Annotated in this window: 20 protein-coding genes; 9 read left to right on the top strand and 11 right to left on the bottom strand. The window is 62.6% G+C overall.

All coding sequences use genetic code 11. The features are described 5' to 3' along the window. The first annotated feature begins 8 nt into the window (after positions 1-8). The 3 genes from B0E52_RS01590 to B0E52_RS01580 all read left to right on the top strand — a co-directional run bounded on the left by B0E52_RS01590 (position 9) and on the right by B0E52_RS01580 (position 2,024). Positions 9-1,205, top strand: a complete 1,197-nt coding sequence (locus B0E52_RS01590) for a TraB/GumN family protein (RefSeq protein ID WP_077481089.1) — start codon at positions 9-11, stop codon at positions 1,203-1,205. A 125-nt stretch (positions 1,206-1,330) separates the two neighbouring features. Beyond that, a complete protein-coding gene (locus B0E52_RS01585; RefSeq protein WP_077481087.1) occupies positions 1,331-1,660 on the top strand; it encodes a cytochrome c in 330 nt (109 codons plus the stop codon). Positions 1,661-1,673: 13 nt separating this feature from the next. Then, positions 1,674-2,024 (top strand): cytochrome c, encoded by a 351-nt coding sequence (locus B0E52_RS01580; protein WP_077481085.1) that lies wholly within the window; start codon positions 1,674-1,676, stop codon positions 2,022-2,024. Positions 2,025-2,144: 120 nt separating this feature from the next. On the opposite strand, the gene B0E52_RS01575 is transcribed toward B0E52_RS01580, so the two are convergent. After that, the gene (locus B0E52_RS01575) at positions 2,145-2,753 is read right to left on the bottom strand and encodes an NfuA family Fe-S biogenesis protein (protein WP_077481083.1); all 609 of its coding nucleotides are present in this window, start codon (positions 2,751-2,753) and stop codon (positions 2,145-2,147) included. 155 nt (positions 2,754-2,908) lie between these two features. On the opposite strand from B0E52_RS01575, the gene B0E52_RS01570 reads away from it, so the two are divergent. Both B0E52_RS01570 and B0E52_RS01565 read left to right on the top strand, forming a co-directional pair. After that, positions 2,909-3,250: a 4a-hydroxytetrahydrobiopterin dehydratase gene (locus B0E52_RS01570; protein ID WP_077481081.1), complete on the top strand. Its 342-nt coding sequence runs from the start codon at positions 2,909-2,911 to the stop codon at positions 3,248-3,250. Positions 3,251-3,252: 2 nt separating this feature from the next. Further along, positions 3,253-4,770 carry a CPBP family intramembrane glutamic endopeptidase gene (locus tag B0E52_RS01565; RefSeq protein ID WP_139351547.1) on the top strand — a complete coding sequence of 506 codons (1,518 nt, stop codon included), beginning with the start codon at positions 3,253-3,255 and terminating at the stop codon, positions 4,768-4,770. Here the strand turns inward: B0E52_RS01565 and B0E52_RS01560 are convergent. Further along, positions 4,748-5,752, bottom strand: coding sequence for an RluA family pseudouridine synthase (locus B0E52_RS01560; RefSeq protein ID WP_077481077.1), 1,005 nt, complete (start codon positions 5,750-5,752; stop codon positions 4,748-4,750). The genes B0E52_RS01565 and B0E52_RS01560 overlap by 23 nt on opposite strands. A 345-nt stretch (positions 5,753-6,097) precedes the next feature. Here B0E52_RS01560 and B0E52_RS01555 point away from each other — a divergent pair, with 345 nt between their 5' ends. Then, positions 6,098-9,106, top strand: a complete 3,009-nt coding sequence (locus B0E52_RS01555; RefSeq protein WP_077481075.1) for an Rne/Rng family ribonuclease — start codon at positions 6,098-6,100, stop codon at positions 9,104-9,106. 77 nt (positions 9,107-9,183) lie between these two features. On the opposite strand, the gene B0E52_RS01550 is transcribed toward B0E52_RS01555, so the two are convergent. From B0E52_RS01550 to B0E52_RS01525, 6 genes are all read right to left on the bottom strand, one after another. Next, the gene (locus B0E52_RS01550) at positions 9,184-9,837 is read right to left on the bottom strand and encodes a response regulator (RefSeq protein WP_077481073.1); all 654 of its coding nucleotides are present in this window, start codon (positions 9,835-9,837) and stop codon (positions 9,184-9,186) included. Between the two features lie 140 nt (positions 9,838-9,977). Then, a complete protein-coding gene (locus tag B0E52_RS01545; protein WP_077481071.1) occupies positions 9,978-10,235 on the bottom strand; it encodes a hypothetical protein in 258 nt (85 codons plus the stop codon). A 541-nt stretch (positions 10,236-10,776) separates the two neighbouring features. After that, positions 10,777-10,977 carry a hypothetical protein gene (locus B0E52_RS01540; protein ID WP_077481069.1) on the bottom strand — a complete coding sequence of 67 codons (201 nt, stop codon included), beginning with the start codon at positions 10,975-10,977 and terminating at the stop codon, positions 10,777-10,779. Between the two features lie 64 nt (positions 10,978-11,041). Further along, positions 11,042-11,383: a hypothetical protein gene (locus tag B0E52_RS01535; protein WP_077481067.1), complete on the bottom strand. Its 342-nt coding sequence runs from the start codon at positions 11,381-11,383 to the stop codon at positions 11,042-11,044. A gap of 210 nt (positions 11,384-11,593) precedes the next feature. Beyond that, positions 11,594-14,044, bottom strand: coding sequence for an AAA family ATPase (locus B0E52_RS01530; protein ID WP_254426666.1), 2,451 nt, complete (start codon positions 14,042-14,044; stop codon positions 11,594-11,596). A 208-nt stretch (positions 14,045-14,252) separates the two neighbouring features. Continuing rightward, entirely contained in the window at positions 14,253-19,442 is a 5,190-nt protein-coding gene (locus B0E52_RS01525) for a type ISP restriction/modification enzyme (RefSeq protein ID WP_077481063.1), read from the bottom strand. A 396-nt stretch (positions 19,443-19,838) separates the two neighbouring features. Here B0E52_RS01525 and B0E52_RS01520 point away from each other — a divergent pair, with 396 nt between their 5' ends. Together B0E52_RS01520 and B0E52_RS01515 are read left to right on the top strand one after the other, a co-directional pair. Beyond that, on the top strand, positions 19,839-20,441 hold the full coding sequence (locus B0E52_RS01520; protein WP_077481061.1) for a hypothetical protein: 603 nt from the start codon (positions 19,839-19,841) through the stop codon (positions 20,439-20,441). Between the two features lie 5 nt (positions 20,442-20,446). After that, positions 20,447-21,541, top strand: a complete 1,095-nt coding sequence (locus B0E52_RS01515; protein WP_077481059.1) for an ImmA/IrrE family metallo-endopeptidase — start codon at positions 20,447-20,449, stop codon at positions 21,539-21,541. 407 nt (positions 21,542-21,948) lie between these two features. Here the strand turns inward: B0E52_RS01515 and B0E52_RS18245 are convergent, their stop codons facing one another. Continuing rightward, entirely contained in the window at positions 21,949-23,241 is a 1,293-nt protein-coding gene (locus tag B0E52_RS18245; protein ID WP_139351546.1) for a hypothetical protein, read from the bottom strand. 532 nt (positions 23,242-23,773) lie between these two features. Between B0E52_RS18245 and B0E52_RS01510 the strand changes: the two genes are divergently transcribed. Further along, on the top strand, positions 23,774-24,124 hold the full coding sequence (locus tag B0E52_RS01510) for a hypothetical protein (RefSeq protein ID WP_077481057.1): 351 nt from the start codon (positions 23,774-23,776) through the stop codon (positions 24,122-24,124). 20 nt (positions 24,125-24,144) lie between these two features. On the opposite strand, the gene B0E52_RS01505 is transcribed toward B0E52_RS01510, so the two are convergent. Beyond that, positions 24,145-24,639 (bottom strand): hypothetical protein, encoded by a 495-nt coding sequence (locus B0E52_RS01505; RefSeq protein ID WP_139351545.1) that lies wholly within the window; start codon positions 24,637-24,639, stop codon positions 24,145-24,147. Positions 24,640-24,811: 172 nt separating this feature from the next. Then, positions 24,812-25,618: a hypothetical protein gene (locus B0E52_RS01500; protein WP_139351544.1), complete on the bottom strand. Its 807-nt coding sequence runs from the start codon at positions 25,616-25,618 to the stop codon at positions 24,812-24,814. Between the last annotated feature and the right edge of the window lie 563 nt (positions 25,619-26,181).

The following is a 26,181-nucleotide window of genomic DNA, read 5'->3' as shown; positions in this document are numbered from 1 at the left end:
TGCCCGCCGTGCTGGCGGACCAGCCGATCGAGCGCGTCGAGCGCGACGGCGTGGAATACGTGGTGCTGGGCACCGCCCACGTCTCGCGCACCAGCATGGAGGCGGTCGAGGCATTGCTGGAGCACGAGCACTTCGACGCGGTGGCGGTGGAGCTGTGCGAAAGCCGCGCGCAGGGCATGCGCGATCCCGACGCGTTCAAGCGCATGGACCTGTTCCAGGTGATCCGCCAGGGCAAGGCCGGCATGGTCGCCGCCAGCCTGGTGCTGTCCACGTTCCAGAAGCGTCTTGCCGAGCAATCCGGCATCCAGCCCGGTGCCGAGATGAAGGCGGCGATGGACGGCGCCGAAGCACGCGGCCTGCCGCTGTGGCTGGTCGACCGCGAGGTCGGCACCACGCTCAAGCGCGCCTGGCACAGCGTGGGTTTCTGGCAGCGCTTCGGCCTGCTCGGCGGCCTGCTCGCCAGCGTGTTCGAGCGCGAGGAGATCGAGGCCAGCGAGATCGAGAAGCTCAAGCAGGGCGACATGCTGGAAAGCGCGTTCAGCGAATTCGCCAACGAATCGAAGCCGCTCTACCAGAGCCTGATCGGCGAACGCGACGCCTACATGGCCGCGCGCCTGCGCGAAGAGGCCGCGCGCACGGCCACCGGAACACCACGCCGCGTGCTGGTGGTAATCGGTGCGGGACACCTGAAGGGCTTGTGCCAGTTGCTGCGCGAACAGCACGACGACCCGGCCGCGACTGCCGCCGAACTGGCGCAGTCACCACCGAAGGCGCGCTGGCCCAAGTGGCTGGCGGCGGGCCTGGTGCTGCTGGTATTCGCGGCGATCGCCTGGGCTTTCCATCGCAACGCGGCGCTGGGCACGCAGGCGCTCACCGCGTGGGTGCTGTTCACCGGCGGCTTCGCCGCGCTGGGCGCACTGGCCGCCGGCGCGCATCCGCTCAGCATCCTCGCCGCCTTCATCGCCGCACCGATCAAGCCGTTCCGCCCCGGCATTCCCGCCGGGGGCATCAGCGCGATGGCCGAGGCCTGGGTGCGTCGCCCGCGCGTGGCCGACTTCGACACTCTGCGCGACGACATCGTGCACTGGAGCGGCTGGTGGAAGAACCGCGTGGCGCGCACCCTGCTGAATTTCTTCCTGGTCAGCCTGGGCACCATCGTCGGCGAGTACAGCGCGGGCATCCACATCTTCCGCAGCCTGGTCTGATCGCGACAAAACGCCGCGCTTGCGGCATGCAGTACGGCAGGTTGTCCGCGCCCTGAGCTGCTGTCTATACTGCGGCGGTTGCTGCATTCATTCGCATCCGTCGCCGCACCTGGGGAACGATCTCGATGATTCGACTGCACATACTTGGTCTGGCGGGTGCTCTTGCCTTGCTGGCCACCGCCAGCGCGCACGCCGAAGGCGACAAGGCGGCCGGACGCACGCTGGTCTACACCTGCGCCGGCTGCCACGGCGTGCCAGGTTACTCCAACGCCTACCCGGACTATCCCGTGCCGAAGATCGCCGGGCAGAACGAGCAGTACATCATCAATGCGCTGAACGAGTACAAGAGCGGCGACCGCACGTATCCGACGATGGCGGCGCAGGCGCAAAGCCTGTCCGAGCAGAACATCAAGGACATCGCCGCCTACCTGTCCAGCCTCACGCCGATCAAGTAACCAAGGACCCCGCATGCAACGTGCACTAGCCCTGCTTTCGTGCGGCGCCGTCCTGGCGTTCGCCTCCGCTCCGCTGCTGGCCAGCGGCAACGCTGCGAACGGCAAGACCAAGGCCGCCGCCTGCTTCGCCTGCCACGGCGCCGACGGCAACGCGGTCGATCCGCAATACCCGCGCCTCGCCGGCCAGTACAACCAGTACCTGCAGCAGGTGCTGCACGAGTACAAGGATGGCGAACGCAACAACCCGATCATGAAGGGCATGGTGGCCACGCTGTCCGACCAGGACATCGAGGACGTCGCCGCCTATTTCTCCAGCCTGCCGACCAAGCTCGACACGCTGAAGGGGCATGTGCAGGGCGATTGAGCCACCGTGGCTTTGCGATCATCCATGATCGCGAAAATCACACGGGCGGCCATCCAAGGTCGCACTCTCAAGCAAAAGCCCGCCGAATGGCGGGCTTTCTCGTTTGGCGCATCGCTCATCTCAGCCCAGCGCCGACTTGCCTTCGTGCTTGTTGTAGTACGGCTGCTTGCCGTCGCTGTGGTCGGTGGCGTCGCGCACCGCGGTCACTTCGGGCACGCGTTCGCGCAGGGTTTTCTCCACGCCCTGCTTCAAGGTGACATCGACCATGCCGCAGCCGTGGCAGCCGCCGCCGAACTGCAGCTTCACCACGCCCTCGGCATCGACTTCCAGCAGGGTGACGCGGCCGCCGTGCGAGGCCAGCCGCGGGTTGATCTCCGACTCGATCACGTAGCGCACGCGCTCGATCACCCCGGCTTCCAGCCCCGGCACGTCGCCCTTGATCTTCGGCGCGCGGATGTTCAGCAGGCCGCCGGTGGCGTTCGGCTCGAAATCGATGCTGGCGCCATCCAGCCACGACGCACTGTCGCCCTCGACGTGGAAGTCGAAACCGGCGCATTCGATCGTCCACTCGTTGCCGGCCAGTTCGGACGGTTCGCAGAACTCCAGTTCGCAGTTCGCCGCCGGCGTACCGGGCGCGGTCACGTGCAGGCGGATGCCCAGTCCCTCGCTGCCCTGCTGCGCCAGCAGGCGGAGGAAATGCTGCTGCGCGCGTTCGGAAATCTCGATCATGCTTCACCTGTGACGGATATTGCGACGGCGGCGCCAACACAGTCCGCCGAATCAGCACCATTTTAGTACGGTTTCATGCCAGCCCGCAGGTTTTGACATTTGCGTGCGCAACTTCGACGCTGCGCGCCATGTCTTTGCCTTCCGATGGAGCGCCCATGAACATCCACGATTTCGCCAACCAGCATTGCCAGCCGCGCAAGGGCAAGGAACACGCGTTGGGTGCGGACAAGATCACCCAGCTGCTGCAGCTGCTGCCGGGCTGGGAGCTGAGCGCGGACGGCCACGCGATCGTCAAGGACTTCCGCTTCCGCGACTTCCACCACACGCTGGGCTTCATCAACGCGGTGGGCTACATGGCCAACCACGAGGATCACCATCCCGACATCGAAGCCGGCTACGGGCATTGCCAGTTGCTGTGGTCCACCCACGATGTCGGCGGCCTCTCGCTCAACGACATCATCTGCGCGGCCAAGGTCGAGGCACTGCTGACGCGCTGAGCGTGCAGCGATCCCCCACGCCGACGATGCGCCGCTGGCTGGCCACCGCAGGCCTCGCGTTGCTGGTGGCGCTGCTGCTGTTCGGTCTGCGCGGACTGGCCGCGCGCATCACCGCGGGCCACCTGCGACACACGGCGGATCGGCAACTGGCCCTGATCGAGCACGGCCAGCCGCTGTGGCAGTGGCGCTTGCGCCAGCCGCACGACCTCGTCGCCGGCCGCGCCTTCGGCGCCGCCGACGTGCGGCGCGCCGGCGATGGCCTGCGCATACGCAGTCGCGACGGCACGCCGTTCGAGCTGGGCCTGCCGGTGAGCGGCATGCTCGATCCGGGTCACTGGCCGCTGCTTGCCCTGCGCGGCGAAGCCGATGCGCCGTTCCGGCTGGGCGTGGCGTGGCGGCCACGGCTGGGGCAGCCGGGTTGTCTCGGCTGGCAGGACGCACCGGTCGCGGCTGGCCCGCTGCGCGTGGTGATCGACCTGCGCCAGTTGCACTGGCGAGGTGCCGACGGCAGCAGCTGCGCTGCGCCAAAACGCATCGAGATGCTGCGTCTGCAGCTGGCACTGGCCGCCGGCGCGTCGCTGCGTCTGGATGAAGTGGCGTTGCGTCGCGAGGCCCCCCTGCCCGCGCCCACACGGCCCTCGCTGCAGCTGTCGTCCGATCCTGCGGTCGCCTCGCGGCAACTCGCCGATCCCGCCCTCCCGGCCGCGCCCTGGATCGCCTTGCCGGCCGGCGCCTTGGCCGAGACGCAACTGGTCCTGCGCCAGTTGGTCTGGTGGCAGCGACCGGGCGCCCTGATTCTTCCGCATGGCGACACGCCGACGACCGCGGATGAATCCGGCAACCATGGCTGGCTGGCGTGGGTCGGCACCATCGGCTATCTGCTGGCACTGGCCGGCTTGGCCTGGTGGCCGCCGCGCCTGCGTCGGCACCGCCGCTGGCTGGAACTCGCCGCCTGCCTGGCCGGGCCCTTGTGGCTCGTCATCGGCCTGCGACTGGGCCTGCGCCTGTCGTTGCCCGGCTTGCTGTGCTTCGCCGGCGCCTTGTTGTTCGCGGCGCAGGCCGAGTGGCGGCAGCGCCCGGCCGACTGGCACTGGCTGGGCGACTGGCGTGCCTGGCTGATGCCGTTCGCCCTGCTGCTGCCGACCCTGCTGCTGATCGCCGGGTACGGCGGACACTGCACGCCGCCCACGCCCGGTCATGTGCTGGTCTACATGCTGTGGGCGATCCTGCAGCAATGGCTGATGCTGGCCGTGGTGCTGCGCCGCCTCGAAGGCGGCCGGCTGCACCCGGCCTTCGCGGTGCTGCTCACCGGCCTCGTGTTCGCCTTGATGCACACGCCGAACGGCACCTTGATGCAGCTCTGCCTGCTGGCCGAGCTGTGGTGGGCGTGGTGCTTCCGACGCTCGCGCGCGTTGCTGCCGGTCGCTGCGGCGCATGCAACCTGCGCCTTGCTGGTGGAAGCCGGCCTGGTGGGCGGCCTGCTGCGTTCGCTGGAGGTCAGCGCCCGTTTCTTTCTTTAGCCGCGGCCTGGATGTAGGGCAGATGCTTGCCCTTCACCGCCAGCACGTCGAGGAAGGTCTTGAGGTCATCCGGCAGCGGCGCGGAAAAGCTGTACAGGCGCCCGTCCAGCTCGAAACTGAGATGCGCAGCGTGCAGGAACAGCCGCTGCAACCCCATCTCGCGGAAACGCTTGTTCATCTCGCGGTCGCCGTACTTCGGATCGCCCGCCAGCGGATGGCCGACATGGGCGGCATGCACGCGGATCTGGTGGGTGCGCCCCGTGCCCAGGGTGGCCTGCATCAGGCGCGCGCCGGGGTACTGCTCCATCTCGCGGAAGAAGGTGAGCGAAGGCTTGCCGTCTTCGCTGACCCGCACCATGCGCTCGCCGCCCTGCAAGGCGAACTTGCGCAGCGGCGCATTGACGTCGAACTTCGCCTTGGGAGGGTGCCCCGTCATCAGGCACAGGTACTGCTTGGTGACCTCGCCGGCACGGATCGCCGCCTGCAAGCCAACCAACCCGGCCCGCGACTTGGCCAGCACCAGCACGCCGCTGGTATCGCGATCCAGGCGATGCACCAGTTCCAGCGACTCATGCGGGCGCGCCGCGCGCAGCAGCTCGATCGCCCCGTGGCTCACCCCACTGCCGCCGTGGCTGGCGATACCCGAGGGCTTGTCGATCACCAGGAAGTGTTTGTCCTCGAAGATCACCGTCTCGGCAATCGACGAGACCAGCGCATCCGGCGCCTCCCGTCCCTCGGGGCGTTCAGCCACCCGGATCGGCGGAATTCGCAGCATGTCGCCGTCACTTAACCGCGTGTCCGGCTTCGCCCGCTTGCCGTTCACGCGCACCTGGCCGGTGCGCAAAAGGCGGTAAATCATGCTTTTCGGCACACCCTTGAGCAGGGTCGCCAGCGCGTTGTCGATCCGCTGGCCGTCCCGCTCGGGGCCGATCGCGACTTGACGCACACCGTGAGGTACGTCGCGGGAAGTTGCCGTCTGCATTGAAAAAAACCTGTCGAAATAGGATACTCGGCGAGCGTCATTCCCTGCCCGCCGAGACCGGTTCGGGCCGGGGCCCCGCCCGTCACGCCGGCGAGGATTGCGCCGGATGTCCAAGGGATGACTCCCAGGCAGCGGTCGCGACTCCCTTTCATCGTAACGGTTCGGGCCGTCGTTTGCCCGAAGCCTCACGGCCACGGCACGACTGACGCAGCTGACCGAACAATCCGGGCGCCGGGAACGGCGCCGTCACATGAGCCGCTCCACCGCAGCGGCGCGATCCCCGGCAGGCCGCCATCCCGGCGCCACCGCGGCACGCGACGCGCGGGCGAGCCGAGGAAAACTACAATGAAGCGCATGTTGATCAACGCAACTCAGCGTGAAGAGTTGCGCGTGGCCATCGTCGATGGCCAGAACCTCTACGACCTCGACATCGAAATCCCCTCCCGCGAGCAGAAAAAGGCCAATATTTACAAAGGCCGCATCACCCGCGTCGAGCAATCCCTGGAAGCCTGCTTTGTCGACTACGGCGCCGAACGCCACGGTTTCCTGCCGCTGAAGGAAATCGCCGACCAGTACTTCACCCCCGGCCTCAACCCGCACAAGTCGGGCATCCGAGACCTTCTCAAGGAGGGCCAGGAAGTCGTCGTGCAGGTCGAGAAGGAGGAACGCGGCAACAAGGGTGCCGCCCTGACCACCTTCATCTCGCTGGCCGGCCGCTACATGGTGCTGATGCCGAACAACCCGAAGGCCGGCGGCGTCTCGCGCCGGATCGAGGGTGAGGACCGGCAGGCCCTGAAGGAAGCCCTGGAGCACGTCACCGTGCCCGACGACGTGGGCCTGATCGTGCGCACTGCCGGCCTGGGCCGTGACGCCGAAGAGCTGCAGTGGGATCTGGACTACCTGCTGACCCTGTGGCGCTCGATCTCCGAGGCCGCCAGCAAGCGCAAGGCGCCGTTCCTGATCTACCAGGAATCCAAGCTGTTCATCCGCGCCCTGCGCGACTACCTGCGCAGCGACATCGGCGAGATCCTGATCGACGAGGAATCGCTGTACGAGGACGCCCGCGAGTTCATGCAGCAGGTGATGCCCACCTCGCTGCGCAAGCTCAAGCTGTACAAGGACGACACCCCGCTGTTCAACCGCTACCAGATCGAGAGCCAGATCGAGAGCGTGTTCGACCGCCAGGTGCGCCTACCCTCCGGCGGCTCGATCGTGATCGACCAGACCGAGGCGCTCACCGCGATCGACATCAACTCGGCCAAGGCCACCAAGGGCTCGGATATCGAGGAGACGGCGTTCAACACCAACCTCGAGGCCGCGGTGGAGATCGCCCGCCAGTGCCGCATCCGCGACGCCGGCGGCCTGATCGTTATCGACTTCATCGACATGGACAGCCCGCGCCACCAGCGCGAGGTCGAGGACAGGCTCAAGGATGCGCTGAAGCTCGACCGCGCCCGCGTGCAGATCGGCCGCATCAGCCGCTTCGGCCTGCTGGAGATGTCGCGCCAGCGCCTGCGCCCGAGCCTGGGCGAAGCCACCCAGATCGTCTGCCCGCGCTGCGAAGGCCACGGCCAGATCCGCAGCGTGGAATCGCTGGCGCTGTCCACCCTGCGCCTCATCGAAGAGCACGCGATGAAGGACAACACCGGCCAGGTGCTGGTGCAGGCGCCGCCCACGGTGGCGAACTTCCTGCTCAACGAGAAGCGCGCCAGCGTGGTCGAGATCGAGCTGCGCCACAAGGCGCACGTGGTGATCGTGGCCGACGACAAGCTGGAGACGCCGCATATCGAGATCCAGCGGATCAAGGAAGCGGACATGGGCGAGCACAGCAAGCCCAGCTACGAGCGCCTCACCGCGGTCGAAGCGACGCCGATCCCGAAGATGGGCCAGGCGCTGGGCAGCAACGAGCAGCCCGCGGTCAGCGGCATCGTGCCGGCCACACCGGCGCCGGTGCGCGAGGAAGCGGCCGCCCCCGTGCCGCAGCCCGTGCAGGCGCGCCGCCAGGCGGCGGCACCCGCGCCGGTCGCCACCGCCCCGACCGGCGGCATCATCTCGCGCCTGTTCGGCTGGTTCCGCCACAGCGCCGCCGCCCCGGCCACTGCCGCGACGACCACCGCATCGGCGGGCGCCAACGACAATGGCCAGCCGCGCGGCAACCGCCCGCAGCAGCCGCGACGCGATGAGCGCAACCGCAATGCGCAGCAGGGCAACAACCGCCAGCGCCGCGATGGCGGCACGCCGTCGGCCAAGCCGAACCAGCAGCAGCAACAGCAAAATCGCAGCAACCGCCAGCAGGGCAACGAGGGCGGATCGCGCCAGCAGCAGTCCAATGCGCAGGCGCCGAAGCAGGAACGCCAGCAGCCGCCGCGGAACAACGCCGCGGACGGCAACAAGGCCGCTCAGCCGGAACGTGCCGAGCGCAAGCCGGCGACGACTCCAGCACCTGCTGCGGTCGCGGCACCGAAGCCGGAAGCGCCGACACCGCGCCCTGCCGTTGCGCCAGCACCCGCCGAGTCCGTCGACGAAACCAAGCTGGTCGCACTGGTGGCGACCGGGGCTCCCGAAAACGCCGATGCTGCCGGCGACGCCGAGAACCCCTCGCGCCGTCGCCGTGGTCGCCGTGGCGGTCGCCGCCGTCGTCGCCACGAGGACGCCGCCGGCATGCCGGAGAACGCCGACCAGCTCAACGAGCTGGACGACGAGGACCGCGACGAGGCCGATGCCACCGGTGGGGAGGAACCCACGCCAGCGACGACGCCTTCGCCCGCCGACGCGGCAAACCCGGCCGTGGCCGACAAGGTCGTCGCCGAGGCTGTCGCAGCGGCATCGCCCGCTCCTGTCGCGCCTCGCGCTGCTCCCGGGCCCCGCAGCACGCCGGTGCAGGCCGAGCGTTCCGAATCCGCGCGCGTGGTGCTGACCGAAGCGCCGCTGGCCGCCGCGGTCGCCACCGCCTTCAGCCTGCCGCCGCTGCCGCCGATCCCGGAAAAGCCGGCTTCGCCGGGCATCCCGGCGACGGACGTGGCGCGCCCGGTCGAGACGAACATCATCGCTGACGGCGAAGCGAACCCGGCGCGCGAATCCGCGTCAGCGGTCGTCGCGCCGAAGGAAGCTGCCGCACCAGCGCCAGTCCCGGCTCCCGCTCCGCTCCCGTCGATGGACACGGCGGCACACGCCGAGCCTTCGCACGCCGCCCTCAACGGGCATGCCGCGCCCGCGCCTGCCGTCGTGCAGCCGCGACAAGGCGACCTGCTTGGCCATGTCGAAGCCGCGAACACGCCGGCTCCGGCTGCGTCCGAGGCGAAGCCCGACGACGCACCGACGGAAGAAGAGTCCCGGCAAGACGCGGCGCCCTGACGCTTGGCCATGCGCCACGAAAAAGCCGGACGCGAGTCCGGCTTTTTTTGTGGCCCAATATCCGCTGGGTGATGGGCTCAGGCACCTACCTGGTGGTTCGGCGCGTCGATCAGTCCATGCGCCGTCATCAGGTGGGCCAGCCCAAGCACGTGCTCCACGCGCAGCTTCTCCATCAGCCGCTGCTTGTAGGTCGACACCGTCTTCGGGCTCAGGTTGAGCTGTTCGCCGATCATCGTCAACGGCTTGCCGCGCACCAGCATCATCGCCACCTCGAGCTCGCGGCTGGACAGCGCATCGAATGGTGAGCTGCTGCCGTCCAGCGTGGCCAGCGCCAGCTGCTGCGCCACCGCTGGCGCGAGATAGCGCCGGCCGACAGCCACCTGGCGCACCGCCGTCACCAGTTCATCGGCGCTGCAGCCCTTGGTCAGATAACCCGAGGCGCCGGCATCGAGCAGGCGCTTCGGAAAGCGGCCGTCGTCCACCACGGTGACCACCACGATGCGCGTGGCCAGTTCGGCCCGGCTCACACGTTCGGTGAGCTCGATGCCGCTCATGCCCGGCATGTGCACGTCCACCAAGGCGATCTCCGGCTTGAGGCTGCGGATCAGGCGCAGACCTTCCTCGGCGCTCGCCGCCTCGCCGCAGATGGCCATGTCCGGCTGCTGCTGCAGGATCATCCGGAAACCCGTGCGCACGAGTTCGTGGTCGTCGATCAGAACGATCTGGATCATGCCCTGCCCTCCCTGATGGATGCTCCTGGTTGCCGGTATGTAGCCAAGCGCGGCGCATGCATGCACCGCTGCCTTGCCCTCCAGTGGAAGCTAGGCGGCTTCGCCGAAGGATGCAAGCAAAACGCCCGCGTCGATCCGGCTCAAGCCGCCACGGAATCTCCGGATGAGACTTCCGTCGCATCGACCGGCGGCCTTGCATACGAGGCCAGCCGAATCGGGCCGCCGATACCCTGCATCTCCACACAGATGGCACGCCCGCTGCACAGATGCTCGTCGCGCGCGATCTCCCGCGCCAGCGTGATGGCCGGACCCAGCAGCAACTCGCGGAACAAGACGGTGTTGCCGCGACGGACGCTCCAGCGATACGCGGTGGTCTGGATGAGCGAGACAAGCATCATGCGGGCGATCCCTGGGCGCGAGCCGCGATGCGGCAGGACGACGACCCGGGGGAACCCGGACCGTCGATCCCAAGCACTGTGCCATACAGCGCCCGCGCACTCTGTCAGCCAATACCTACGCATCGTGTCCGCCAAACCGGCAGGCCACGGCCAAGCTGGCTGGCCCGACATGCCGTGAGTTTTGCTGACAGATACGGGCAAGAAAAAACCCGCCAAGCGGCGGGTTTTCCTGAAGTTCCGGTTTCCCGAAAACTCGCGATTGGTGCCAAGAGGAGACCCAATTAAAACACTAATGCACTGATAAATAACAATTTTCTAAGAGTTCGTGAGAATTTCATGCACAAATACATACACAAGCTGGCGCGCTTGCCAGTAAGACCGCCAGCGATTCGAGTCCCTACCCGGGCATCATACTGAACGAATAGTGTGCGGACGATTCGCATCCGAGCAGTGCCCCTGTGCATCTCGTCCCGACCAACTCCTCACGCTTCAGCTGCTCGACTGACTGCAGCACCCGACGGGCATTTGCCAGCCTTACTGGCTACTCATCTTTCTCACGCCGCAGCAAATCTTCGATATCACGCTCGACCAACTCCCCACGCTTCAGCTGTTCGATCGATTGCAGCACCCGGCGTGCATTCGCCGGCCTCCTGAGGACGTACCAGGTCTCGCGTGCGCTACTGGAGAAGGGCCACTGAGCCAGCAGCCAGAGACGACGATGTAGTGGGATCGGGTGCTTCATGTCTGTGCTCCATGCAGATTTGTATCAGCTTCGGCGAAGCGTGACGGCTACGCAAACGGATCCGTCAGCACCTGTTCGTCCTGACGTGCTTCAGATCGGCAGCCAGCATGGCTGCTGCCTCCGTCAACACGTAGCTGTCGAAGCAACTGCCGCTGGGTTGCAACCGCCCTTGGCTGCAGACGAAAACGGCTAGATCCTGGCTTCCGAACTCATCCACGTAACGGACGAGACCTTGCTTCGCGATGACCTCGCGCTGGGCGATCAGTTCCGGGCCAGCTACATCGACTGATGCACCCAGGCACGCGGTCAGCACAGCGCGACCAAGCTCGCGTTCGAGCGCCAGCCGGTCGCCCAAGCGTGAGGTCAGTGCTTTCTCGGAGACGGTCAGGATGTGGTGAAAGCGCATCGGCACCTCGCGTGTCAGTAGTAAGAGCACACGATGCTAGAGCACTGATGCGCGGTAGTCGGGTAGGAACCACAGGAAGCTCAGGCTCCAGACCATCCCAAATGCACTTTATACTGTGGCCGGGGATTGGAATCGCTCATGGCCGGTGTGGCGAATCGTTCTCCTTTCATCGTCCGCGTTCCGATTAGCGTCTTGTCCGCGGAAGTTGTTTCAATTCCGCCGCTGTTGAAGCTCCGCGAGTGAGTGGTCAAGCTGCGCCAAAGCCTCCACGATCGTCCGAACGGTCGATCGATCAAATTCATGATTGATCTCGGCATCATGGACACCTGAATTCAGGTAGCGCCATTCGATTGATCCGGCGTTGACGCCCAATAGCTTGTCCAACGCTTCAAAAGCGCCCTTTAACGCAGGAGGATCTTCTCGCCCCCGAAGCTTGGCGCGCAGCTTGCTGCACTTGTCGTTGAGCTCGTAAGGAGCTCGTGGTCTGCCCAACTTGAGTTCGATTGGGCCGAATTCTCGGCGAGACATCCAATTCCACAGCCGATCAGTCAAGTTCTCCAACCCGTATCGGCAATTCCGTAGGGCGTCGCGCTTGCTGTCTTGGTCAAGATCCTGCTGCGCCAGAGACACGTAGTTCTTGGTTGGTGCGTCGGTATCCACGCGGAGCTCATGCTCACCATCGTGCGGCAAGAATTTGAACCTCTGCACATCGTTCTTTACCCGTTGCGCGTCCATGCCTTGCTCGATGCGCTGCAGGAATTCTTCGGCATGAGAGGTCAACACGATTTGCTTGTCACCAACCAAGCCGTCCTGAAACAGGGTCCGCCAGATGCCCGCCCGGTGATCGTCATCGATAGCATTCACCGCATCGTCGAAGATGACAACGGGACAGTTCTCCACTGCATTCTTTGCCATCAGAATCGCCAGCCCCAGACAGCGGATATGTCCTTCACTGAGAATCATCAGCGCGTCATAACGCTTACCCGGCTCCCCCACGAATTCAAGCTCAAGCTTTTCGTTTTCCGCCACGGGCAGGTATAACGCAGCTAGGAGGTCTCCTGGTGGATCCTCCCGGTTGAACCCGTTGTAAAACTGCCGTGCCTGATCGCCCAGCCCCTGCAAAAGGCGTGCAGGCAGGCCCGTCGTGTAGTCGCGCAACCGAGGGAGAAAGTCGTCATAGGCAACCTTGATGCGTCGATGATGGGCAACCACTGTAGCCTCGGCCCCCACCTCGTCGATCAGCTCTCGATTGTCCTCTTCAAAGCGCTGAATCAACGTGTTCGCTTCGTCGAGCCGACGTTGCCAAGCATCCTTCTCAGCCATCAGCCGGACATGGGCAAGCTCTAATACCTCCAACCGATCGCGCTCCGCACGCAATAGAGCGCGCTCTTGCTGCGCCTGCATCACCTGTTGATCCTGCCCTTCGAACCCTGCCACCGCTGCAAGCAGGCGGTTCCATGCCGCACGATCATGCTCAAGCCAACCAGCCAGCCACTTACCTTGGGGTTGTCCAGGAAGGTTCGGCAAATCACTGAGATCGATGCCAGCCTCTCGCATGGCATTGACCACTCGGTGCATGTACGAGAAAAGGTCGTGCTGCCCATTGGCCAGCGTTTCCCGGAAACCATTCTGTTGTCGTTGCAGCCCTGCCAGCTCTGCGAGTTGCTTCAACCCCTCTCGCGCACGATCAAAGGGATTAAAACGCGCCTGTGCGATAGGGGTTCCACAAGCTGGGCAGTCGTCCGGACTCGTCCCGGCCAGGGCGTCAACTGCCTCGTAGAGTTGCTGGAATGACACCTCCGCCGCCCGTGCCCCGAGCTGCGCTGTCAGCTTTTCGAGCTCACCGCTGATTTCGGCAACAACTCGAAGCCTGTCTTCTAGGTCGGATCGCCGAAGGTTCCGCACGGCAGGAAGCGGTGCATCCAACGCAGTCCGTACATCTGCAAGCCTTCCCTTCACCTCCCCCTCTCCTAGCAGCCAGCGCCTGACCTCCAGGTAAGGTTGCCCTGGAAGAACCTGCTGAGCCCACGCCTCGTCTTGCGCCTTGAACGCCGCATGCTGATTGGCGTGATCCTTGACGGTCTGCTCTGCAGCCGACAACGCCTGCCGCCTGAGCTGCAGCTCCTTCGCCTTTTGCCCCTCAAGGTCGAGCTCGTTGTCCAGATCAGGATTGAATCCCTTCACGAACTCATTGAACTCATCAACACCAAAAAGCGTGGCAATGAGTTGCCGCTGATCACCGGGCGTTCGTGCCGCAATGCGTGCAAATCCCTCGATCCGATTTCGTTCAACGAAACAAAATCTCAGCGCCTCTTCGTTCGGCGTGCAGGCGACCAGCTCTCCAGCCTCGCTCAATACTTCGAGCTTCGGCCTTTCATGACGTTGAAGCCGAGCGTTGTCGCAATAGGTGCGCTGATTGATGCGCTTTGCTTCCGCCTCATTGATCGTCCCAAGCAAGGCATGTTCAAGCGCTTCACAGAAGCTGCTCTTACCCGTGCCATTGGCGCCATACACGAGGGTGATCGGCCTGCTCAGGTCAAAGGTCTCCTGGCTCATGAAACCACGAAACGGCCCAACCACCAGTTTGTTCAAACGAACAAACGGGCGTACATTCCCTTCATTGAGCTGCAGCTCTGGCACTTCAACGGGCGCAACTGCCATTTCTCTCAGGACCAATGGCGCAAGCCGCGTCGATCGAGCGCGTCGAGTTGCGCCAAGTGCGGCCAAGGCATCGAGATGGTGCCAAATCACATAGGCAAGTCGACGTGTGTCCTCGGGCGCTCCCGAATCAGCGAGCGCGGTGAGATACCTGTGGTACTCGTTCCTGATTGATCCCATATCCCCCCCTCGTCCATGGGACATCACGCCATTATATGTCCAGCTTCGGCAGACCTCGAACGACCTTCATCGTCTCCAGACTAACCGTCACCACTCGCAGGAACAGTTCCAACGGATAGCGTGGGTTCCCCATCGTCTCAATAGCCCAGTCGTTGGCATCGTTGACGATGCCGCTGTCCTTGTCGGTCTTCACGCACTGGCGCTCGATCACCCAGTCCAGCGCGGGCTTGCCATTGACGACATAGTCGTAGGCTTCGGGCGGGATGTTGGTGATAGTGATGTGGGCGTTGTAGATGAGGCGGGTGAGGTCTTTCACGCCACCGGTCTTGGGCACCTTCATCTTTTCGACGCGATAGTCGGCGTCGGCAAGTTTCCTGCCGCCTGTTTCGATCTTCGCGCTCGCATACATCGGCACGGTTTCGTAGTTCAGGTGCAGGTCGGCCAACGCACGACCGGCCTTGCTGAAGGCCCAGAAGTCCGCCGCAGTCTTGGCGCAGGGAATGCGCGGCAGCTCCTTAGCAAGGTTGTCGGCGTAGCGTTCGCGGTAGTCGGGCGAGTGCAGCAAGCCGTAGACGTAATAAAAAATGTCTTCCTTGCTGATCGTCTCGCCAAGATAGGCGGCCTGGAAGTGTGCAAGGCCAGCATCGGTGATGCCATCGCGGCGAACGATTTTCCGCTGCTCCCGTTCCTGCTGGAACAGATCATCGCTGGTGGTTTGGGTTGCAGCACTCATTGCCCGGTCTCCTCTGCTTCGTAGAGAAACATCGGGAAGCACTGGGAATCGCCGATCAGATGGTTGTCCGGCAACGTATCTGTCATCAACACCGAGAAGCCCTTCGTTCCACTCAGGGTTAGACAAATCACCAGGTTGGTCGTGTGACTCGGATCTGTCAGGCTGCCAAACGGTATACTCGCTGCTCGCTGCTCGCTGCTCGCTGCTCGCTGCTCGCTGCTCGCTGCTCGCTGCTCGCTGCTCGCTGCTCGCTGCTATTGCTGCAGCTGCGCCTGTTTCATACAGGTGCTCCGGAAAGCACTGACCTTTTTCCATGCTGTCGAAGTTCGGTATCGCATCCGCCATCAGCACGGAAAAGTCCTTTCTACTCCCCGCACCCAAGGCGCAGATCACCCGATTCCCCATCTCCACGTCTGGGAAGATGCGCGGCATTTGGTAGACTCTTTCGTTGAAGCTGCGATTGAAATACACCCATTGCTTGGTGAAGGGACGATACAGGCTGCGCACCACACCTTTCGACTCGAAATCGAATGTGCGCCCCTTGATTAGTTCCTGCTTGATATTCGCCGTCCAACTGATTCGACTGGCATCATTGTCAACCAAATCGTCCACTCGCTTCTCGCGCGTTTTTCGGTCGAGTCCAATACAAGCTCTGTCGAAACGCGCCACCTCATCGTTATAGAAGGAGACCATGCGTTCCATGTTGGTCTCGACAGCGTCCTTGCTAGCGCTGTAGCACCACGCATCTCGCGCGGTGAGCACGCCTTGCGAGAAATTGTCGAACAGTTTCAGTCCATTGCCCCTCTTATCCCCAAGTGGAATGAATTGACCGAAGCTGTCATCGCGCTGGCGCAACCAGTCGCCATGCTGATCTGGTGTGATGGATTCCCATGCGTTCGCTTCGCTGATGCCGGCGATGCTGCCGAATGCGGCGACCTTCGCCAGCTTGTCCTCGCGACTCAGGTAATCACCTATGTCATGGAAATGGATGCGACCTCGCTCTTTCGCGTGTGGATTCTTCACTAGCAGCGAGATCGCAATGGGTGCACGACTGCCCATGCCGAATACGTTGTCCTTTTCTTTGCGGCGCTGCTCGCCGCTGGTTCGAGCGTTGCCACGCAAGTGGAACACATGGACGCTGGAAAACTCCTCGGCCAAGCACAGGCGCAACCCATCGGCTGTGTTTGCGTCCAGCCAGCCAGCATTGGTGACGAACCCTATTACGCCGGAATTGCCAAGGCGATCACTTGCCCAGCGGATTGCACGGATGTAGCTATCGTATAGCCCCTTGGCCAAAGTGGCTTTGGACCACGCGGCATAGGTGCTTCGGATACGCGCATCCAGATGTGGGTAAGCGAGATTGTCGGCGTTGTCGTTCTCACTCTTTTGCCCTGCCGAATACGGTGGATTCCCGAGAATCACACGGATATCCAACGTTTTCTGACGCTTACGCCGCGCGCTGTTGTCCACCAGCAGCGCATCGACCAGATCGTCCTTCTCGTACATCTGGAAGGTGTCGGTGAGGCAGATGCCCTCGAAAGGCACATAGTCGCCGCCCACGATGTCGTGATAGGTGGATTCGATGTTGATGGCGGCGATGTAGTAGGCCAGCAGCACCAGTTCGTTGGCGTGGATTTCGTGCCGGTACTTGTGTGGCAACTGCGCCGGGCTGATGAGGCCGGACTGCATCAGGCGGGTGATGAAGGTGCCGGTGCCTGTGAACGGGTCGAGGATGTGGACGTTCTTGCTGCCCAGCCCTTCGCCGAACTCGTTGCGCAGGATGTGCTCCACGCTGTGGATGATGAAATCCACCACTTCCACTGGGGTGTAGACGATACCCAGGCGCTCGGTCATACGCGGGAAGGCATTGCGGAAGAACTTGTCGTAAAGCTCCACCACGATCTTCTGCTTGGCGGCCGCCGAGTCGATGCCTTGCGCGCGCAGCTTCACGCTGTCGTAGAACTGGGTGAGCGTGTCGGCCTCCTTGTCCAGCCGATGTTCCTCCAGCGCGTCCAGCACCTTCTGCATGGCCAGCGACATGGGGTTGTGGCTGGCGAAGCTGTAGCCCTCGAACAGCGCATCGAACACCGGCTTGGTGATGAGGTGCTGCGCCAGCATCTCGATGATCTCGTCGTCGCTGATGCCGTCGTTGAGGTCGTCGCGCAATTCGGCGGCAAACTCCCCGAACACTTCGCGCTCATTGGCGTGGACCGGGTCTTCCAGGATGGCGTGGATACGGTCGATGTGGGTGTTGGCGATCTTGGCAATGTCGCCGGCCCAATCCTCCCAGTGGTGGCGGTTACCGACCTTCTGCACCAGCTTGGCGTAGATGGCGCGCTCGATCTCGCCGATCTCGAACGCCATTTCCGCCTGCTCGGGGCGCGGCTCGGCCACCGCACGGCCGATGGCACCCCCGCCGCGAGCCAGATTGGCGTGCTGGGTGGTCTTGCTAACCTTGAGGTTGGCGGCTCGCCGCAGCACCTTGTCGGTGACGGCCACCACTTCCATTTTGCTGGTGTCCTTGCCGATCAGGTCGAGCTTGTTGACCATCGCGTCGAAACGGTCGTCATGGGAGCGCAAGGCCTGCAGAACCTGCCATACCACCTTGTAGGTGCTGTTGTCGTCCAGCGCCTTGTGCGGCTCGACGCCGGCAGGGATCACCACCGGCAGCACGATGTAACCGCGCGTCTTGCCCGGCGCCTTGCGCATCACGCGGCCCACCGACTGCACCACGTCCACCTGCGAGTTACGCGGGGTCAGGAACAACACGGCGTCCAGCGCTGGCACGTCCACGCCCTCGGAGAGGCAACGCACGTTGGACAGCACACGGCAGGTGTTTTCGGGCGGAGTGGCCTTCAGCCAGTCGAGCTTTTCCTCTTTCTCGCTGGCGTTCATGCCACCGTCGATGTGCTCGGCCTCGCAGCGCAGGGTGGCAGAGGCCTCCTCCTCGCTTTCGGCGGTGCGCTGGTATTCTTCCACCACGGCCTGGAACATGTCTCGAATGTTCTTGCTGCCGACCTTGCGCACCTTGGCGCCAGGCTTGGCCTCGATCACCTGGCAGAACGCCACGGCGCGCTGCATGGCGTGGCCGTCGTCGGCGAGGTCTTCGGTGAGTCCCTGCTTGGAGAGCGCCTTCCAGCAACCCACGATGCGGGCAGCGTCGTCCATCTTGAGGCTGTTGTCGTCGTCCTTCAGCAGGTGTTGCAGGCGGCGGTTGATGTGCGCCTCTTCCACTGCCAGCACGATGACCTTGTAGTCCACTAGCAGGTCGCGCTTCACCGCCTCGGAGAAGGTGAGTACATAGAGCGGCTTGCCGAACAGCGCCTCGTCGTCCATCGACGCCAGCGCCACCTTGTCCTGCTGGGCGCTGGCCTTGGCCGCCTCACCGTAGATGCGGGGGGTGGCGGTCATGTAGAGCCGCTTGCTGGCTTTGATGAAATCCGCGTCGTGTACTTGCACGAAGTGGCTTTCGTCCTCGCCCTCGAAGGTGGCGCCAGTGGTGCGATGGGCCTCGTCGCAGATCACCAGGTCGAAGGCCGGCAGACTGTACTCACGCTGGGTGCGGCTCACCACATCGATGCTGTGGTAGGTGGCGAACACCACGTCCATGTGGGCGGCATCGTGGCGCTTGGTCATTTCCAGAGCGAGGCGCTTGGCGTCGGTGGTGGCCGGGTAGCGCAGCTCGTGAGTGAAGGTCTGCACGGCGTCGTCGTCGGCCTTGCGCTTCTTGCCCACGTCGGCATCAGAGCACACGGCGAAGCTGTGCAGCGGCGTGGTTGACTCCTGTGTCCACTCGGTGAGGGTTTGCGACAACAGGGACAGGCTGGGAACCAGGAACAGGATGCGCCGGCCCCTGCCGGCGAGATCCTCGGCGATCTTCAGCGCCGTATAGGTCTTACCGGTGCCGCAGGCCATGATGAGCTTGCCGCGCTCGGCATCGCTCAACCCAGCACGCACGGCCGCCAGCGCACTTAGCTGGTGCGGGCGCGGCGACTTGTGTGGCTTAAGAACCGGGGCGGCGTGGGGCTTGTACCTGGCCCAGTCGATCTGGCTGGTTTCCAGGTCGTGCAGGTCGATCTTGGTGACCGGCGGCTGCTGGTCGCGCAGCGCGTCTTCGGCGTGCTCACTCCAGCGGCTCGTGGTGGTTACGATGATGCGGTGGACGAAGGGCTTCTTGCCGGAGGCGGTAAAGAAGCTGTCGATGTCCTTCCTCTGGAGCTTGTAGTCCTCGGCATAGAGCTTGCACTGGATGGCGTGTAGCTCACCGGTTCCGGCCACCTCGGCCACCAGATCGATGCCAGTATCGCGTCCATCCAAGCCCTGCGACTTCGCCCAGTCGGCATACGTCCACACCTGGCTGTAGAGGTCGCGATAGCTGGCCTCGTTGCGCAGGTAGGCAAGAGTGAGTTCCTCGAAGTAGGTGCCCTTTTCGCGTTCGGTGACAGCGGCCTGACGGAAGGTGCTCAGCAGGTCGTGGAGGGCGCTCATCTACTCGGGTGTCCTTGGTCGCGGCAACGAAGACAGACCCGTCCGGGTCACGTAGGCCGATTTTGGCATGTGGGCACCAGAAATATGCCCGAGCCTGGCCTAGACAACACCTAGGACGATGACTGGATCTGACCCAATCAACAGCAGGTTCCTATTTAGTGGTGGCGCACCAAGAGCTGAGCATCCCTAATGCATCATCCGCCACGATAGCCTCTCTACTGGTTCAACCCCTCATTGTGCCTCCTGCCCGCTTCCTGCAGACCTAGTCGGTATACCCCTCTCGCCGTTCCCGCCGCAGGTCATGCACGTGCATGCGTGGTTATTGAACAAGTTATATTTTGCATGTATTTTTGTCGTCACCATCTCCCCTCCCTCCCAGAACCCCGGAACCTGTCCATGGCCACCGCAGATATTGAGACTGTCCAGTCCACCCTGTCGCCCTTGGCACCGATCCTGATCCGTTCCTACATCCGCGCATGGGAGGACTGGAAAAGTGCTGGATATCTCCACTGGAGACCTCGCGGCCGAGCCAACTTCGTCTGGGAGCAGGCGGCTCACTACACCGCTCTCGGATTGGCCGAAGTCCCGGGTGTTACGGTGGTTCTCCATAACGAGTCCTACCACTTCTTGGTCAACGACACGGTCTCTTTCCGTCTGAAGAAAGCTGACAGCTCCGGCTTCACGAGCAACTACCCGACTCAGGAGGCGCTCGCCTTCCATGACCCCCAGATGCCCCTCACAGGGGTTCCCGCGGCACAACGCGTCGAAGTTACTTACTCGCTCAACCGCACGCAGACGGATCTACGCGACATCGCAGTGGTCGCCCGTGAGGGCGACACCATCGCGTGGACGTATTCCCTCTTGTTAGACAATTCTGTAGCCTCGCTGCCCGCCGCCAGCGCTTCGACGCCCGCCCCCAGCGAGTCGACTGGACGCACGGGCCTGGTCCGCCGCAAAGGCCAGAACGACAAGACAGACGAAGCCGGTGATGCCGGTTAGCAGTGATGGCCACCTTCAACAAAGACATCCTCCGCACAGCACGGCAGGCCCGCGGCAAGAGCCAGGCGCAACTGGCATCCGACGCTAAGGTCTCGCAAGCCGCCATATCCAAGATTGAAGCAGGCCTCATCGCCGATCCGTCACCTGACATCATCGACCGCCTCGCCCAGGCGGTCGATTTTCCTTCCAGCATCTTCTTTGAGTCCGATCGTTCATTCGGTCTCCCGATCAGCGTGCATGGCAATGCGATGTATCGCCGTAAGGCGAGCACCGGTAATCGTGCGCTGGAGAAACTGGAGGCCGACCTCAACATCCGTCTCATGCACGTGCGCCGCCTGCTTGCGGCTGCTGACGTTGAGGCACAGCTACCCCTACCCGCACTCGATGTGGATGAGTATCAGGGCAACATCGATCTGATTGCGGACATGGTGCGCCGGACGTGGCTGATTCCCAGCGGCCCTCTCCACAACCTGACGTTCTACATCGAGCACGCCGGCATTCTGATCGTGGAGTGTGACCTATCCACCATCGGGGTAGATGGCCTCACCATCCGTACGATGGGATCCCCACCCTGCATCTTCATCGATCAGTCCGCACCGGGAGATCGTCAGCGGTTCACGCTGGCTCATGAGCTCGGCCACCTGGTCATGCACAGCGTGCCCTCTCCGACCATGGAAGACGAGGCGAACCGTTTCGCGAGCGCGCTCCTAATGCCGAAACGAGACATTCGCCCTTACTTCCTGGACAAGAAGATCAGCCTCGCCAAGATTGCCGCGCTCAAACCAATTTGGCGGACGTCCATGGGGGCGCTGATCATGTGTGGCCAGGCCATAGGGAGCATTTCGGACGCGCAATCCCAATACCTGTGGCGGCAGATGAGCGCCATGGGCTATCGCCGCGCGGAACCGGAGAGCATTGCGATCGAGCGTGAGCCAACCCGGGTACTCTCGGAATTGATAGATCTCCACCTGCGGGATCTCGGATACAGCATTGCCGACTTGGCGAAGGTTCTGCACATCTACCCGAGTGAGCTGTGCGGGCTCTACGGCATCAAACAAGAGCCTGAAAAAGCCAGCGGGCGTTTGAGGATCGTAAAGTAACTGCAGTGCAGGAGCAGCCAACCGGCCAGAGGGCCGGGCAGTCCCGCAAAGTATGGAGATTCGCTCGCCACGCCCTGACTTCGGCAGCACCCGGCCCGCGTTCCGCGGATGGTCCTAAGACTTCGCTCCGACCCGGGACATTCCTGGCGTGCGCTTTTTCTGTCGCGGGAGCTGCACGTCAGGGTGGATTCGCCCTTATAGAGAGACTGCACTTGTTGATGTGCAGCGATCTCATGCCACTCCGCTGGGCGAGGGGGTTGACTCGCAATCGCGTTCGACATGAGGTTGTTCTGACGTTGGCATGCGCTAAAACGGCCACAGCCCGCGTCGGACCTAGGTTTGCCCGTGGCGACGGCGTGACTGTAACTTGCGGGTTGTAATGTATTGCGTACTAGGCGATGCAGATATTACTTAGGCGGAGTCGATGGCGTCGCAACCGTCCCCATCCCCTTCGCGGCACCTTGATTGGGCGGAACCGTACCCAATAGCGAGGAATGGGGCGCCCGTCCAGCGGGCGTGCCTGGGCCAGGAGTGATCACCGTCAGCGGCGGAGCATGCTCCGTTCCCATGATCACGATGTCCTGGTGCAACTCGGCCAGAACGCGAAAATCTGTGAATGTCGCTTTAAACAAGTGAGAGGGATTGAACGCTAGCTCGAAGAGCCACGGGTACTCCATCCTGTTCCATGTCCGTCGAAACCCCGCGCACGTGATCTCCAGGCTGACCTTCATGGGGTTTGTATGATCCACCGCATACGTTAGGTGGTTCACTTGAGTAGGCGCGCCCAACGAGGATGATTCGCTTGGAGAATCTGGCGATGACGAACTCGATGGAGCACCTTTCGCCTGCGAGTTCGTATTGTTAACCGGATTGGGGGCACCAATTTTCGGTAACGTCGGCATTCTCTCAGGACTGGATGACGACGGCGTCCCTTTCGGACTGGGCGGTGTCGACCTATCGCGTCGACCTGCCAACATCGGCATCCCCGCAGAACTAGACGACATCGGCGCCCCGAGACGACTGGACGAAGACGTTGCTCCAACACGGCTGGGCAACGTACGCGTTCCTATAGGATTGGACGACATCGGCATCCCCATAGAACTATGAGAGCTGACCGGCTTCTTCTCAGACTCGTCAATTGCGACGATCTTGCCTACATCGCCTAGCAGACTGCCCATGTGTGGTAACGGCGCCGTGATCATCCACATCAGCGGCCGTCCTTGACACATCATCGTCATAGCGCGCGCAGCGAACGAATGCAGCACCAGCGCGATGCCCTTGGCCGGCTTATCGCGATAGAACTGGTGATAGGCTTCGCGCGTCTTGAAAATACTAGCAAACGCTGGGGGCACATCGGAATCATCATTGATAGGTAACAGCGGTGATCTGAAGATGCCCATGTGTGTCACGGCGGGACAGCTGCGATCCTTGGCGCTTGTCGTGACCGTCATGCACATCTGGATGTTGATCGTCTTGTTTATGTCGTTCGCCCTGGCCGTCGACATGTCGAAGGTCGAATAAACTACATAGACGCTCGTATTAGGGTTGTCAGCCAGTTCAAGTGCGTTTTCGAAGCCTTTGATGGCAGCCTCGATCTCGGATGCATGAGAGGTTTTCTTAGCACAGACTTTCATCGCCCTCACGTATTCGCCCCAGAAGCGATGATTCTCCTGCGTGAGGGCCTCCAGGACGAACAACACTCGATGTGATATTCCGGCGTTATATACGCCACCCCCGTGATCCACTGGCTTATCGATCACCAAGTCCTTGTATCCGAAGACTCTCAAGACTCCCATTGGATCGCTCCTATGCGTCTCCCCAGCCCTGGTTCATGGCTGGAGAAGTGTGCGCGCTCCGCAGCCGGGTTGTCGACTAGCGGCCAGAGCCGGCTGGGCACGATGCAATTTGGCTTCACGGCAGCCCCATTACATGCCGGGCAGTCGATCAGATTAAGCTCACGCCAACGAACACCTTGCTGATTGCGCGTCAAACGCTCTCTAAGCGCGCCGAATCACACACCAATACACCTCCAGCAGTCGACTCCCCGGAACGCGCCGGACGAGCGCCAGCCCAGCGAGGGGTGCATCGACGCAGACGGTCTCGGACGTCTGAGCAGATACGTTCTCGATGCTAGCGCATGACGTGGCGGCGTCGATCCGTTCCTGAAATTCGTCGTCGTGTTTTTATACCCATTTCTATACTGAGTTAGTTCACTACTCAGCGAGAAACTGCATGAAAAACAAGGCCGATGTCGCCAACTACCTCGAACACATCCTTGCCGCTTCCGGCAAGACCAACAAGGACATCGCCCAGGAGATCGGCTATGAGTCCCCGAACATCCTCTCGATGCTGAAGAACGGCGACACCAAGGTGCCGCTGGCGCGCATCCCGGCCATCGCCAAAGCGGCGGGAACGGATCCGAAGGTGCTGCTCGACCTCTGTCTGGAGGCGTACCACCCGGAGCTTCATCAGGTGCTGTCCGACCTGGCGCCAAGCATGCTGATCTCCCGTCAGGAGCTGCAGCTGGTGCGCTTAGTACGTCGAGTGCTTGGCGCCATGCGTTCCGGGAGGGCTATCGCGTAACTTGGTATGAGCACTCGAATTCACACGCCAGGATGGCGAAAGCTAGACCGAATTCTGGCTATTTGTTCACGATCCTTGTCGTCCCGTTTCATCGCTGCTTCGTACTTGTCACGAAGCTTCATGGCTTCCGTTTGCAGAACGTGACGATCAACCAGGAGCGATTCCAGTCGCTCAGAGCTATGCCCCTTGTAGTTGGCATCTGCAGGCGGTAGAGCCGCCTCAAGCTCTTTGATCCTTGCCAGATCTGCCTCCAGCTCAATACGCCATCCTTGCATTGATCCGGAACGGAAGGTGCCACTGGCCGCAACCAGAGACTGCCTGGAAGCGTTAGCCTGCTGCAGGAAATCGCCCAGGCCGCCGATCAGGTCCCGCAGATCTTTGTCCGTTTTGCGCAGTTCTAGGCGCAGATCCAATGCCTTCATTCGCCCCGTGCGCCGGTAGGCCATGCATCCGGACACTGTGCCGATGACACCACCGGCGAGACTCACATAGCTCACCCAATCAGGCACTGCCATGTGGACTCCTCCGGAAAGGTCGAATCTGCATTTTGCATCCCGCTCTCATCAAGTGCCATGTCACCTACGCCTGCCGCGATTCTTGTCGTTCCGGCGAGAATCCGAACTGTCAGGGTAGACGTCGCTAGGCAAGCGTCGCGCGCCTCCTGCGATATCAGCCCGCCCGTCGCCGTCAATTTAGCAACGAATGCGCCCGCTTCCTCCGGACAACGCGGTGCCCGCCTCCAGAGCACACCGCAGCCGCTCGTCCACGCCACTCCGGCGTGATACCAAGCTTCTGCTTCGCGAGCCCCCTGAGCTCGCCCAGATGCTGCTTGCCGCACTGCCTGGCCGACTGCGACATGTAGATCAGCTTCGCCGACTCCTGCTCCGGCAGTCCCAGGAGGTCCTTCGTTATGTAGGTCACCCAGGCTACTGGGTTCACGGAGCGACGCACATCAAGCCGAAACTTCCTGAAAGTGGGATTGCTCAACCTTCCACTTGCAGGACCCAAAGCAGCTCGAACATCGGCCAAATTGGCGTCCGTCTGCACGATGCCGTGAAGATGTGGCCGCCCCTGCTTGTCGAGCTCCACCGTGATCAAGGTTGGCCCCAGAGCCGTCACCGAACCAAGCTGATTCCGGAGACTCCGGAACGTGTTGCCAAGCTCCTTCCTCAAGGTCGCTCCCTTCTTGTGATTGAAGCGCAGAGTGAACGTCACTGCGTTCCGCCGATACATGGAGCTTCCCACGATTAGTGCCTTGTCCATCGCAGCCTTCCCCTCCCAGTTGGATAGGGTGGAATGCAGATAGGCCTCTTCCAAGTTCACGACCTTCTGCTTGAACACAGATGGGTCAGGCATGTAACTGTTGTGGTGAAGCAGCGCTTGGCGAATGTCTCCTGGGGCTCCTGTTACATGGAACTGAATGACCTGCAGGGGATACATCTTTGTATCGGGAAGCAGGGTGGGATTTTCATCGACCTCCTTGCTGACGACCACTAAAGGCTGCCCACTAGGCGGCCCCACACGATCATCATTAAGGCCAACAAGTACAAGGGCTTGCGCAGACTGCGCGGAGTGTTCCGAAACGCCACGATAAGTGACAAGTTTTGGCTTAGATAAAGAGCTATAAATCGCCGGATTACTTGTAGTTGATACAGAATGCACTACGTTCTCCATATACCATTCGAATCGCGTCCGCCGTCATCTTCAGGGCGCGTTTGCCCGCTGCCGCGCCTTTAGCGCAACACTCAGGACGGACGCGTTCGATTGGGAAGGTTGAGGGCTGGGACTATGCCGCAACCGGGCGATCGCTGCGGGTGGCAGTCAGACGAGACGACGCGCGCTCATTGACCCATGTGCGGACCTCGGACTCAAGCCAGCCACTCGCTGTCGTGCCGATCTTGAAGCTGCGTGGGAACTGCCCCACCCCCATCAGCCGGTAGATCGTTGCGCGGGACAGACCCGTGCACTGGATCACCGCGTTCATACGCATCACCGAGGGAAGACTTACTACGCCCGTAGGCATCGATCCATTTTTACTCATTTGAAGTTCCTGACCT

The sequence above is a fragment of the Rhodanobacter sp. C06 genome, assembly GCF_002001105.1.
Taxonomy (GTDB): Bacteria; Pseudomonadota; Gammaproteobacteria; order Xanthomonadales; family Rhodanobacteraceae; genus Rhodanobacter_A.
The sequence above is the reverse complement of the archived record's forward strand: the minus strand, read 5'-3'. Positions and strand labels throughout refer to the sequence as shown.